Source organism: Thermococcus pacificus (assembly GCF_002214485.1).
Taxonomy (GTDB): domain Archaea; phylum Methanobacteriota_B; class Thermococci; order Thermococcales; family Thermococcaceae; genus Thermococcus; species Thermococcus pacificus.
Genome location: NZ_CP015102.1, coordinates 901704 through 914090, shown reverse-complemented (window position 1 = coordinate 914090; position 12387 = coordinate 901704). Strand labels below are relative to the sequence as shown.

The 12387-nt window shown below is 52.6% G+C and carries 13 protein-coding genes and 2 tRNA genes; 6 read left to right on the top strand and 9 right to left on the bottom strand.

Annotation, left to right across the window (positions count from 1 at the left end; genetic code table 11):
• Positions 1–226: 226 nt before the first annotated feature.
• The 3 genes from A3L08_RS05115 to A3L08_RS05105 form a co-directional block, all read right to left on the bottom strand.
• Complete coding sequence (locus A3L08_RS05115) at positions 227–1129, bottom strand: hypothetical protein (protein WP_157721587.1); 903 nt, start codon at positions 1127–1129, stop codon at positions 227–229.
• A 305-nt stretch (positions 1130–1434) separates the two neighbouring features.
• The gene (locus A3L08_RS05110; RefSeq protein ID WP_198362095.1) at positions 1435–2538 is read right to left on the bottom strand and encodes a hypothetical protein; all 1104 of its coding nucleotides are present in this window, start codon (positions 2536–2538) and stop codon (positions 1435–1437) included.
• Between the two features lie 138 nt (positions 2539–2676).
• Positions 2677–2880 carry a MoaD/ThiS family protein gene (locus A3L08_RS05105; protein ID WP_088853987.1) on the bottom strand — a complete coding sequence of 68 codons (204 nt, stop codon included), beginning with the start codon at positions 2878–2880 and terminating at the stop codon, positions 2677–2679.
• Between the two features lie 158 nt (positions 2881–3038).
• Between A3L08_RS05105 and A3L08_RS05100 the strand changes: the two genes are divergently transcribed.
• The 6 genes from A3L08_RS05100 to A3L08_RS05075 all read left to right on the top strand — a co-directional run bounded on the left by A3L08_RS05100 (position 3039) and on the right by A3L08_RS05075 (position 6521).
• A tRNA-Ser gene (locus tag A3L08_RS05100) sits at positions 3039–3124 on the top strand.
• A 20-nt stretch (positions 3125–3144) separates the two neighbouring features.
• Positions 3145–3219, top strand: a tRNA-Cys gene (locus A3L08_RS05095).
• Between the two features lie 322 nt (positions 3220–3541).
• Positions 3542–4810 carry an Nre family DNA repair protein gene (locus A3L08_RS05090; RefSeq protein WP_088854897.1) on the top strand — a complete coding sequence of 423 codons (1269 nt, stop codon included), beginning with the start codon at positions 3542–3544 and terminating at the stop codon, positions 4808–4810.
• Positions 4811–4876: 66 nt separating this feature from the next.
• Positions 4877–5074 carry a hypothetical protein gene (locus A3L08_RS05085; protein WP_088853986.1) on the top strand — a complete coding sequence of 66 codons (198 nt, stop codon included), beginning with the start codon at positions 4877–4879 and terminating at the stop codon, positions 5072–5074.
• Positions 5071–5406 (top strand): type II toxin-antitoxin system PemK/MazF family toxin, encoded by a 336-nt coding sequence (locus tag A3L08_RS05080; protein WP_088853985.1) that lies wholly within the window; start codon positions 5071–5073, stop codon positions 5404–5406. The genes A3L08_RS05085 and A3L08_RS05080 overlap by 4 nt, the downstream gene beginning before the upstream one ends.
• Positions 5403–6521, top strand: a complete 1119-nt coding sequence (locus A3L08_RS05075; RefSeq protein WP_088853984.1) for an alkaline phosphatase family protein — start codon at positions 5403–5405, stop codon at positions 6519–6521. The genes A3L08_RS05080 and A3L08_RS05075 overlap by 4 nt, the downstream gene beginning before the upstream one ends.
• Positions 6522–6625: 104 nt before the next feature.
• Here the strand turns inward: A3L08_RS05075 and A3L08_RS05070 are convergent, their stop codons facing one another.
• Genes A3L08_RS05070 through A3L08_RS05045 form a run of 6 tightly spaced genes read right to left on the bottom strand, consistent with a single transcriptional unit; the run spans position 6626 to position 12383 of the window.
• Positions 6626–7273, bottom strand: coding sequence for a 30S ribosomal protein S7 (locus tag A3L08_RS05070; RefSeq protein WP_088853983.1), 648 nt, complete (start codon positions 7271–7273; stop codon positions 6626–6628).
• Positions 7274–7278: 5 nt separating this feature from the next.
• Positions 7279–7722, bottom strand: a complete 444-nt coding sequence (locus A3L08_RS05065) for a 30S ribosomal protein S12 (protein ID WP_014122317.1) — start codon at positions 7720–7722, stop codon at positions 7279–7281.
• Between the two features lie 10 nt (positions 7723–7732).
• Positions 7733–8170 carry a NusA-like transcription termination signal-binding factor gene (locus A3L08_RS05060; RefSeq protein ID WP_088853982.1) on the bottom strand — a complete coding sequence of 146 codons (438 nt, stop codon included), beginning with the start codon at positions 8168–8170 and terminating at the stop codon, positions 7733–7735.
• Positions 8170–8475: a 50S ribosomal protein L30e gene (locus A3L08_RS05055; protein ID WP_088853981.1), complete on the bottom strand. Its 306-nt coding sequence runs from the start codon at positions 8473–8475 to the stop codon at positions 8170–8172. The genes A3L08_RS05060 and A3L08_RS05055 overlap by 1 nt, the downstream gene beginning before the upstream one ends.
• A gap of 13 nt (positions 8476–8488) precedes the next feature.
• Complete coding sequence (rpoA2, locus tag A3L08_RS05050; RefSeq protein ID WP_088853980.1) at positions 8489–9664, bottom strand: DNA-directed RNA polymerase subunit A''; 1176 nt, start codon at positions 9662–9664, stop codon at positions 8489–8491.
• 1 nt (position 9665) lies between these two features.
• The gene (locus A3L08_RS05045) at positions 9666–12383 is read right to left on the bottom strand and encodes a DNA-directed RNA polymerase subunit A' (RefSeq protein ID WP_088853979.1); all 2718 of its coding nucleotides are present in this window, start codon (positions 12381–12383) and stop codon (positions 9666–9668) included.
• Positions 12384–12387: the final 4 nt, after the last annotated feature.

The window sequence follows — 12387 nt, the reverse complement described above, 5'->3', positions numbered from 1 at the left end:
TCCTTTAAAAAACACATGGGAGTTTTCACGGGCCGACTATTCTGTAGGCCTTCACCCCATTCCAGGTTTTGATGTACACTATGTTTCCATCAAGTTTAACGTCATACGGCCTCTCATTTGCTTCCTTCAAGGAAATAAGCATAATAATAGAATTCCCTCTGGAGTGGATTGGCATTGTTGTTTTTTCTTTTGTTTATGGTGTATCGACCACCTTACGTGGTGCTCGTTACCATAGACTGAGTATCTTGTAAGCTTTCACGCCTTTTGTTGTTTGCACGTACACGATGTTGTCTTTAACCTTGACTTTCAACGGGCGTTCTCCCTCATTGAGTTCTTTGCAGGCGATTTTTCGTAAGCTCCTTGCCGTAAGCACGCAAACGCCGTTCTTTTCTTCTCCTCTTTCGTTGGCTAGGAAGTATGCTACGGCCACGTACTTCTCGTTAGCGTCAATGGGTAGTCTAATGCCAACTCCCTCTCCGCTGATGCTAGCAATTTCACTCTTCCGGAGTTTGTTGCCCTCCTTCACGTAAATGAAGGCTCTGGTTCTCAGGGGAGGAGCCTCAGGAACCCCAATTGTAACATAAACCCTGTCATGGAGTATTTTAACATCTGAAATATAGCCGCCGAGAACGTTCGGACAGAACCAGTTTTTTAACAAGCCCGTTGAGATGTCTATGACGTAAACACAAGAGGTGTCAGAAGAACCAAAACGAGGATTACCAACAAGAATCAGGCTCTCGTTTAAGTGTTTAAGTGGATACGCTGGGAACTCTTTCTTCCACTTTTCGGTGAGGTTGTCACCCAAGAAGAGTAGCGTGGACTGACTGTCTTGGATGAAGTATGCGTACAGGAGAACTCCCTCTGGAATGCAGATGTATCCCCCGTTAATTCCGGGTAGCGTGTAGTTGCTCTTTTGAATATCCTGCGTGAAGATCGTGAAGTAGTAAGAGAAATTTTCAAAATTGAGGCTAGTTTGAATTTTAAATGGACATTCTAATGAGGACACATCTTCTTTAAAAGAAGCTCCTTTGGCGTTGGTCGGGACAAGTATTCCTTTTGGGATAATGAGAAGAATTAATGAAAAAACAGTTACAACTAAAAGATATTTTTTGACATTCATGTCCAGCACTCTCCAGTTCTGTTAACCATTAAACAGGACTACTATCGCTCTTCCGCATTCCGTCCCATGTTCTTCTTTAGTGCACACAACAAAATTCTGGGACTTCGATGCATCTGGTGCAAAGCATCCTCCATAGTGATTGTTCGCCCACTTACAAGAGTTCCCTACATCTCCGCATCCACAGCATGTAAGCCAATGTGTATTTATGTATAATTGATAATATTCGGAATAATGCGATACGTCGGGATCAGGGAGGGGTTTCAAGTAATTAGTGACAACCCAGCATCCAATCCTGTTACATTCTACCTGCCATATTATATTGCTTTCTTGATAGCTCGACACTTTTGGATTGTATGCGCCCCTTCATAAAACAGCTTTATCTGTATTGATCCAAATGTTTGCAATCCTAACTCTATAGCCCTGTTCCAATATTTCTCAAAGTCTGTCCCCGTACTCGGGAACTCGTAAGTACAGTAGTCACCCCAAAAGTGGTTGACATCGGGTTCGCTACTAGTATACATTCCCACCCATAACACGACAGGATAAAACTCTCTGTAGTACATGTATGGGGCTTCTGAGGCATCAAGTGGATGGATGACTCCCGGTAGAGGAGGAGCTGTGCCATAGGAATTATAGCAGTGCAGGTAAGAACAGAAGCAACCCTTTGCAATTCCTCCGAACTTTATTGCCAGGGGCTCTACTCCAGTAGCCGCTTTTATTAGTGTCTGTTTTCGTCCGGTTTCTTTGAGTGTTTTCAGGGTTTGCAGTTTCTCTTTCTCCTCGGCAAACTTGTAGATTTCTCTCCAGAGTTTTTCTCTCTTGTCAAGCAGGGTGAGGATTTCGTTGATGGTCTCTTCAGTGTAGTTCCCGGCTTCAACTTTCTTAAGCAGTTCTCTCATCCTCATGTCCGTTTGAACGACTTCTGTAAACGTCAGCTCCGCCGCCTGCCTGTAGTAGGCTATGAACCATGCCAAGTCTACGTCGCTCCTTACTGGGTGGACTTTTTTAACGTGCTCTTGGACGATGGTGCTCTCGGGGGGTGGTTTGTAGTAGAGGATTTTTCTACCATAAGGTGTCTGAACAGTGTAGTTTTGGACGAGTTGGAGGCTGAGTTTTTGACGTTTGAGGTATTTTAACTCGTTGGTGAGGAGTCTAATCTCATCTTTTTGCATCACAATTTCAAAGAGAATGCTCATGTTTTTAGTGGTGTTCCACTTCTCGTAAAGCTTTTCGAGTCTTAACTTCTTTTGGTCAATTGTGTGAGTCAAGTTCGTGATGTTTGCTGTTAGGTTATCTAAGAGAGTGTTAACGTCGATGCACGAGCAACTCTGACAGGTATGGGCTTGGTTTGTGGTTTGTGTTGTTCCCGCCTTGACTGTTTGGACACTACTCAGGAGGGGAATCCCAAGGAGGAGCATTGCTACCCACTTCCGCATTCGCCCCCTCCCACCAAAGACGTTATCACGGTATAATTATCAAAAGTAGTATATAACCCTTTCGAAATCATAACCAAGTTTTTTACAAAATTGGTAGTTATCTGGGGGATAAAATCATTTTTACCCTCCAGAAACGACCGGGATGACCTCAACGTAGTCCCCGTCTTTAACGCTCTCGTCTTCCAGAGCCACTCTGCCGTTGACCTTTGCTATTGCGCTCTCCGTGTTAAATCCGATCTCCCTGAGGACGTCCGCGACCTTCATGCCCTTCTCCCACTCCAGTTCCTTCTCTATGCCCCTGCCAAGAACCTTTACTCTGATCACTCTCACCACCGAAAGGCATATTTCCCCCGGGTTTATAAAGTGCACTGGCCGAGGATGAGCGGTTGGCCCGGCACCGAGGGGTGAGGAGGGCCACCACTCCTGAGGCCTCCAAAAAACTTAAAAACCCTCCCCTGCTCATATAACTCGGGCACTGGAATGCCGCGGTAGCCTAGCCTGGTAGGGCGCCGGCCTGCTAAGCCGGTGGCCATTGGCCACAGGGGTTCAAATCCCCTCCGCGGCGCCAAATTTTCTCCGGGATCAAACGCCGGGATAGCCTAGAGGTGAGGCGGTGGACTGCAGATCCGCTTTACGGGGGTTCAAATCCCCCTCCCGGCTCCATAACAAACTTCGCCTCCATGAAGTTTGATTAAGGTTGCATGTCGTGTTTATGGAATCCCTGTTTTGAGGGGGTTGCTCTTCCACTTGCTGGTTCTGCAGTGTTTCACTGTGGGAATAACGCCCCTCGCGCGTTAATTGGAAGTTGAACTCCTGCCAAAACGCAAACTAACAACGGCGGAATTCAAAATTCACTCCAGCGTTTTTCATTGGAATTCCACCCAAACTGGCGATTTAGCAGGAACCATAAACCTTGATGAAACCTTACAGGGTAAAGTTTTCACCTAGAACAAACCATAAATACCTCCCCGCGTACCTCCCTTCGATGAGTGCCCCAGTATTCAACTCAAAACTCTGTGCGGTCTGCAAGGGAAGGAAGCTCCTCTGCGGCAGGCCAACCTGCCCGATACTCGAACGCTTCAGGGTAGCCCGCAGTGTTGAGCAGAAGCTGAACAAGCGCCACCTCTTCGGCTCATCACCACCGAGCATCTTCGTCGGAGAGTACGGCTACCCGAAGGTTAGAATCGGACCCCTCGTTCCGCCCATCGAGGGGAATACAGACTACCTTGACAACCCCCTCAAATGGGAGAACAAGACCATAAAGGACATCCTCTACTACCGCTCGCTGCTTGTCATGGGCGAGAGCGAGGCGGACGTGAACGTGAGAAAGAGCGGCAGAATACTGGGCGAGGTTCAGGAGCTGGCGATGAGTATAAAGCCCGTCGACAGCGAGATACTCCTCAAGAGAAAGCCCGTTCTCAAGGTTCTCCCGAGCGAGTTTGCACCCCCAGTAGGGCCCAAGGCTGAACTCCTCGACTTTGAGCTGACGGAAAACCCAAAAATCCCACGCAGAACGGATTACGTCGTGAGCGACGAGCTGAAGGCAGAACAGGCAATAATGCGCCTCTACAACTGGGGCTTCGACGAGTACTACATCATTAGACTTCTCTCAGCCGGGCTCCTCGGTGTAGACAAGAAGCTCGTTCCCACCAGATGGAGCATCACGGCGGTTCAAGACACGATAGGAAAGAACCTGCGGCGTGAGGTTCTCCACTACCCCGAGATAAACGACTACGAGGTCTACTTCTACCGCTTCCTTGGCAATCGCTATGCAGTACTGCTGATGCCCGAAACTTACGCCTTCGAGCTTTTGGAGGTCTGGCTGAAGGGCTCGCTCTTCGGCACTTCGGAACCCAACGTCATCCACGACTACGAGGACTTCAGGGGCAGAAAGGAATACGTCAAGGAAACGGCTGGAGCATATCACGCGGCTCGCTTGAGCGTCCTCGAAGCTTTGCGCGGGAGGAGGAGGCAGGCGAGGGCTGTTGTTTTCCGTGAGGTTACTCCAGAATATTATGCCCCAGTAGGGGTGTGGCAGATAAGGCTGGGGGTTAAGAAGGCGATGGGCAATCCCATAGGCCGCTTCGAGACGCTAAACGAGGCCCTTGAGGCCATTAAGAGACGCCTTGAGCACCCGTTCGAGAAGTACCTTGAGAGGAGCTATATCCTAAGAAACCTCGCGAGGCAAAAAACCTTGGACGAGTGGCTCGGAAAGAATATATACCGCCTCGATAGAGAGAATGCAGGTGGATGACGACCACTCCATCCCACTGAAAGGTGATGACTGCACGTCAGGCCGACACCGCTTGGGGGTGATAGCGTGGAGAGTGTTGACCTCATTAGAGAGCTCATGAGAATTGAGAAGAAACTTGAGGACATAGAAAAACTCCTGAATGAACTGCTTGAGCGGGAGGAGAGTTATGCCCTAATGAAACTCTCGGAGGAATCTCTAAAGGAGTTCTTCACAGACGAACCGGATATATACTCCGAGGAAGACCTTAAGGTGAGATATAGATGAAGGGGAAGATAGTTCTTGTACCGTTTCCATTTACAAGCCTGAGAGGAGCGAAACTCCGCCCTGCCCTTGTGTTGTTTGAAGACAAGGACGATGTCACACTCGCGTTCATATCCTCAAGGGTTGAACGTTACAATCCAGAGACAGATGTTCTTATCGAAAAATCTCACCCAGAGTTCCACTTAACCGGCCTCAAAGTTTCATCGTTTGTTAGACTCACAAAGATAGCGACAGTCCAGAAGGATATTCTAATCGGTGAACTCGGCGAAATTGGCCCAATTCTCAAAAAAGAAATAAGCCAAAAGATATGCTCACTTCTGGGGTTTGAGTCATGAGAAAAAAGCTCGCCCTAATAAGCCTCGACGGCAATGGAATCTACAACCTCAAGCACATGCCCTTCCTGAGCGAGCTGGCGGAAACTGGCGACTTTGCGGTCGTTGATTCAATCTTTCCTACCCTGACTGACTTAGTTCACACAAGCGTCATGACCGGTGTGTGGCCGAAGGACCACGGCGTCGTCGAGAACGGCTACTACGACCGCTTAAGCGACAGGAAGGTGAACTTCTACGAGTATGAGGTGGCCTTCAATCCTCATAGGGTCATAAAGGCGCCAACCATCGTGGACATCCTCAGAGGGAGGGGCGTTAGAACCGCCGCCGTCAGCGGCTACACCATGCCCCCCTTCAGCGGGACTGACGTCAGAATTTTCCCTCCTTTCTTCGCGGGCGACAAGATGTACAGGCAGCACGGCAGGGACTGGAGGAAGGACGTCTGGGTATTGAATTCGGCGCTCTACCTCTACGAGGAGTGCAAACCGGATCTGCTCCTCGTCCACTTCGCCTCAATAGATGGAATGAGCCACGACCACGGGCCCCTGAGTGAAGGCGCGCTTAAAGCAGTGGAAACCGTCGATACCGCCGTTAGAACCCTGTGGGAGCGCCTCAAGGATGAATATGCATTCATAATCTTCGCTGACCATGGCCAGGAGGAAGTCCACACCTGGGTGAACCTGAGGGCTTACCTGAGAAAACACGGAATAGAGACTCTCAGGGTTTCATCGGGCGGAGGCGTTCACGTCTATCTGAGGGATCCAAACCAAAGCGAAGAGGCCTTCGAAGTTCTCAGGAAAGCCCCCGGCGTTCGAGAAGTCTTCTTCCGCGATGAACTTCCCCACCTCGACAGCCCGAACAGCGGTGAGCTTATAGTCTCGGCAAAGCCGGGCTACTGGTTCTGCTCCCACAGGATGTGTAAGGGAACAAAGGGCGTGAGCCACTGGGTTAAGGGCATGCACGGCTCGATGAACGAGCCAGTTGTGAAGGTTCCGCTCATCCTCTGGGGCTTTGAGAATGCAAACCTTGAAAACGCCTCGCTCATGGACATAGCGCCGACGATACTGGATTTCTTCGGCGTTGAGAAGCCAACTAACATGGTGGGGAAAAGCCTAATTTAATGGCCACTGAAGTTTGTTGGGCAAAATCTACAATTCGACCCGCGCTGAGAGACTTATCGAGAAAAGCAGAAGTGAGTGAAATGAGGAAGAAATCCAGCCAGCCCTCAGCGCGAGGACTGGGCAACCCTCTCGATCTCTTCCTTCTTGCTGTAGGCGAAGCTCTTCGGGTCCTTGTTGGCAGCGGCAATTATCTCCTCCGCGAGGGCCTGGGCGTAGCTGGTCTTGTTCCTGTAGCACTTGGCGCTGGCTCCAAGGGCGATGTTCTTCAGGGCGATGTCGAGCCTCCTGAGCGGGGAGACGTCAACTGACATGTGGTAGCGGATTCCACCGAAGGCTATCGTGGTGGTGTCCTCCCTTGGTGCGGAGTTCTCAATGGCCCTGACGAGAACCTGAATCGGGTTCTGCTTCGTCCTGCGCTCGATGATCATGAGGGCCTCCTTAACTACCTCGTAGGCCTTCATCTTCTTGCTCATGAGGGAGCGGTGTTCCCTCCTCATGAAGTGGCCGCCGACCTTTGAGTGGCTCGCACCGCTGCGCATGACTTTGTTTATCAGGCGCTCAACGATGTGGACGTTGGCCTTTCCAAAGGACTTCTTGGCGTGCCTTCCGTGGCTGTGCGGGAGTATCCTCGGCTCAAGGTTTATGTATGGCCTGAGCGACGGGTCGTTGACTGTTACCTCCTCAACGCTCCACCTGCCCATGACCTTGGGCTCCTTCGGGACGAAGAACCTCTCTGTGAGTGCCTTGGCCATTCACTTCACCTCCTCGGCTTCTCCTTCCTTCCCTTGACGAGCTCCTTGAGGGAAACCCTGTTGACCTTGACGACCTTGTACCTGATACCGGGGATATCACCCATCGAACCGCCCTTAGGACCGCCGATTCCCTCGATGATGACCTCGTCGTGCTCGTCGATGTGGTTGATGGCACCGTCACCTGGAGTGAAGGCAGTGACGACCTTACCGTTCTTGATGAGCTGAACCCTAACTGCCTTACGCATAGCTGAGTTCGGCTGCTTTGCCTCGACGGCTATCTTCTCAAGGACTATACCCTTCGCCTGCGGAGCACCCTCGAGCGGGTCGCTCTTCTCCTTGAGGCGGAGGACTCTTCTCTTGTATCTTATGTCACTCCAGCGGAACTTCTTCCTCTTGAGCTTGAGCTTCCTACCGGCAAACTCTCCATACGGAGCCTTCTTTCCAGCCATGATCATCACCTCAAATTATGATCACATCACTAATACCGTGGTGTCTCTCCATCAGTTCTTTCACGAGGTTGATGTTCTGGCCGCCCCTGCCTATCGCGCGTGGCTTGTCGCGCGGGCCTATGTCGAGGAGGGCGACCTTCTTACCATCACGCTTCTCAGTTATGTGGACCTTTTTAACCTTAACCCCGAGGCTCTTATAAATGTTCCTCAGGAACTCCTCTGGGTTGTCCGAGTGCTCGATGAGCTCGATGTCCTTTCCGAGCATGTTCTGGACGCGCTTAACGTTGGCTCCCTTCTTTCCAAGGGCGAGGCCCATCTCACCCTTCTTGATGACGTAGATGAGCCTGTTCCTGCCGGTGTCTATGAGGCAGTCGAGTACCGTGGCTCCGGTCATGCTCTCGAAGAGTGCTATGAACTTGATCTGGTCTGTGTTGAGCTTCAGCGGCATTACTCCTTACCCCCAAGGGCGAGTATTCTGCTCTCACCGGGGTCGAGGATAGCGAGGGCAGAGACAGTGTGCGGCCTTCCGAGGAGGGTTCCGAGCTCGACGCTGGTTCCCTCGAACTCGTATATCGGTATTCCGCTGAGCTTGGCGTAGTAGAGTATGTCCTCCTTGAGATCCGGCCTCGCGTTCCTGGCGACGATGATCAGCTTCGCTCCACCCATCTTCGCGTACTGTATGGCCTTTTTGGCTCCCATGACTATCTTTCCGGTCTCCTCAGCTTTCCTAAGTTCAAAGGCGAAATCAACCATTACTTACACCTCCCTACTCCCTTTTCGGTCTCAGGGGGAGATTCATTGCCAGTTTGACCATTCCCGTACCGACAGGCACGGGCTGGCCTATGAGCACGTTCTCAACGACGCCGTTGAGCGGGTCAACGTCACCCCTCTCAGCGGCCTCGAAGAGGTGCTGTGTGGTTATCTCGAAAGATGCCCTGGAAAGCACGCTGGCCTTCTCCCCAACTATACCGTGCCTGCCTATGGGCAGTATAACTCCGTCGAGCGTCATCATGTCGGCGACGAGCATGATGTGTCTGACATCGACCTCGAGACCCTGCTCGCGCATCGTGTTGACGATTTCCTCTATGATGGCGTTCCTTGCCGCTTCAATGCCGAGCACTTCGGCGATCTCCCAGATGTTGTTGGTCCTGGTTCTCGTTGGATCAACGCCCGGGACCTTGAGCACCTGCTTGAAGTTCGAGCCCTCTGTGTAGATGACGTACTCGTCGCCTTCCTTCCGGATGATGGTCTTTCCGACGCCCGAGAGGCCTTTAAGACGGTGCTTTTTAACCTTTTCGGAGAGCTTCCTCAGGTCGGAGAGCTTGCCTACCTTCTTGGGCCTCATAATGAGCGTGTATCCGTCCACCTCAAACTCTGCGGTCTTGAACGAGCCCTCAAGCTTCCTCTGAATCTTCTCCATGTCGAGGCCGGCTTTCTGAAGCCTCTCCGGGTCGATCTCCACTATGAACTCGTAGTTGAGGATGTCAATGCTGGTCTCCCTTGCGAGGTTCTCGAGGGTGGTTCCCTCTATCCTCCTCGCCACTTCAAGGGCTTTCTCCCTGTCGTAGCGGTGCTTCTCGTCGAGGTAAACGGTCATGATAGGCGTTGATGGGTTCTTTCTCGCGTCCACAATCTCGATGATTCTCGGCAGACCGAGGGTGACGTTGATCTCAGCGACACCAGCGTAGTGGAAGGTGTTGAGGGTCATCTGCGTTGACGGCTCACCGATTGACTGCGCCGCAACGGTTCCAATGGCTTCTCCCGGCTCTATCTTGGCCTTTTCGTACTCCCTGACGGCCTCCTGGATGATGGCCTCGATCTCCGCCTTCTTGAGCTTGTACTTCTTGTCGTACTCGACGAGCTTGTTGTAGAGCTCTTCCTTGATGTTCTCCGGAAGCTCTGCCTTATCAACAAGGCTCCTGATGGTCTTCGCTGCTACCATTTCACTCACCTCCCCTCATCTTCACGAGGGTTCTAACGATGACCCTATCAACGTCAATCGTCTTGCCCTGCCAGCTCTTCATCGGGTCTATTCCGTCCTCACCGTACTTGAACTGGACGATGATTCCCATCGGATCCCTCACCGTTCCGTCGTAGTCAACCTTGAGGTCCTGGAGGGCGTTTATCAATCTCCTCTGCATGTAACCGCTCTGTGCCGTCCTGACCGCGGTGTCAACGAGACCTTCCCTTCCACCCATTGCATGGAAGAAGTACTCCTGTGGGGTTAAGCCACTCTTGTAGGAGTTCGTGACGAAGCCCCTGGCCTTGGCTCCAAGGTCGCCGGGCTTGAAGTGGGTTAGAACCCTGTCGCGATAGCCGCGGTAGAGACGCTTACCACGGATGGACTGCTGTCCGAGCATCGCAGCCATCTGGGTGATGTTGAGCATCTTACCCCTCGCTCCGGTCTTGGCCATGATGACCGCGTGGTTGGTCATACCGAGGTACTTTTCAGCGACCTTACCCGCGTTGTCACGGGCCTCTGCCAAAACCGCCATGATGTTGCTCTCAAGTGTCTCCTCGAGGGTCTTACCCGGAAGCGGCTCGAGCTCACCGTTCTTGTACGCCTCTATGAGCCTGTTGACCCTATCCTCCGCCTCGCGGATTATCTCGTGTATCCTGTCGAGGGCCTCCTGCGGGAGGTCTTCGTCGTCTATTGCTGTTGTGAAGCCCTTGTGGGTGATAGCCCATATGGCGAGCTTCGTGACCTGGTCGAGGAACTGCCTGGCCCTCTCAACGCCGTACTCCCTTACGATGATGTCAAGGAGCTTTCCGTCCTCTCTACCGTAGGCCTTCTTGTCTATGGCACCGCTGAGGAGCTTTCCGTTCTGGATGTAGACGAAGCCGTCGTAGGCTATCTTCCTGACCTCCTCAGGGTCCGGGATAAGCTTCTCCTCTATGAGCTTCTCTATGGCCTCGCAACGCTCCGGCTCGTCGCAGAGTTTGTTGCGGTACCAGATGGTCAGGTCGTCCGGCAGGAGGAGTGAGAATATAGTCTTTCCACTCCAGAGCTCAACGCCATTCTCAACCTTGTCCGGTTCAGGGAGCTCCTTCACATCTACGCCCGCGAACATGAGCATCTGCTCCACTTCGCTGCGGGTGAAGTACGCTCCCTCGCGTGTGAGCAGGTAGCCACCGGAGATGTGATCCTGTATTCCCGCTATAAGCGGACCGCCGTAACGCGGTGAGATTATGTGGTTCTGAACTTCCATAAGTATCTTCGCTTCCGCCTGCGCCTCCTCAGTCTGAGGCACGTGGAGGTTCATCTCGTCACCATCGAAGTCCGCGTTGTAGGGCGGGCAGACAGCCAAGTTGAGGCGGAAGGTTCTGTAGGGCATGACGCGGACGCGGTGGGCCATGATGGACATCCTGTGAAGCGACGGCTGCCTGTTGAACAGGACTATGTCCCCGTCCTCAAGGTGCCTCTCGACGGTCCAGCCGATGTCGAGCTTTTCCGCGATTATCTCAAGGTTGTTCTCCATGAGGCGTATCCTTCTTCCCTCGGGGTCGATTACATAGTTGGCTCCAGGATACTTCTCGGGACCGTTCAAAACCCTCTGCTTGAGCTTCTCGAAGTTGAACTCGGTGACCTTTTCCGGAACGGTGAGCTCCATGGCAACCGCGAGGGGAACGCCGACCTCATTGATGCTTATCATCGGGTCTGGGCTGATAACGGTACGGGCGGAGAAGTTAACACGCTTACCGCTGAGGTTGCCACGGAAGCGTCCCTCCTTACCCTTAAGCCTCTGGGAGAGGGTCTTGAGGGGCCTTCCGCTCTTGTGCTTGGCCGGCGGAATGCCTGAGGTCTCGTTGTTGATGTATGTGGTGACGTGGTACTGGAGGAGGTCCCAGAGGTCCTCTATAATCAGCTGAGGTGCTCCTGCCTCGATGTTGGACTTGAGGCGGTTGTTGATACGGATTATGTCGACGAGCTTGTGGGTGAGGTCGTCCTCCGCTCTGATGCCGCTCTCGAGGGTGATGGAGGGCCTCATGGTGACTGGCGGAACCGGGAGGACGGTGAGAACCATCCACTCAGGCCTGGCCTTCTCCGGGTGCAGGCCGAGGAGCGGTAAGTCCTTGTCGGGTATCTTCTCGAGCCTGTCGCGGACCTCGCTCGGCATCATCCTGTGCTTGTACTCGTTGCCCTCTTCGTCCTTCCTGAGCTCCCAGTAGATGGTCGGTCTCTCAAACTTTATTGGGAACTGCGGCGCTCCACAGTGCGGGCAGACCATCCTCTCTTTGGCCTTCTTGTGTATCTCCTTGATGAGCCTGTCCTTTGCCTTCTTCCTGTCGCCCACGACATCGAACTTGTGCATGTACTCCTCTATTTCCTCGTCCTTCAGCTTTATCCTGCCACACTCACGGCAGGTGCTCTCCAAAACCCGGTGGATGGTCTTGGCGAATCCGACGTGGATTATCGGCCTTGCAAGCTCGACGTGGCCGAAGTGGCCGGGACAGTCCCCGGCCCTGGCGCCACAGGTCTCACAGCGGAGTCCCGGGTCGACGACACCGAGGCGCTTGTCCATAAGGCCGCCTTCGATGGGATAACCGTCATCGTCGTAGGTGTCCGGGACGGTTATCTCAGCCGCGCTCATCTTTCTGATTTCCTGCGGTGAGAGGATTCCGAACTCAATACTCCCGATGACCTTCTTCATCGACTGCATGGTA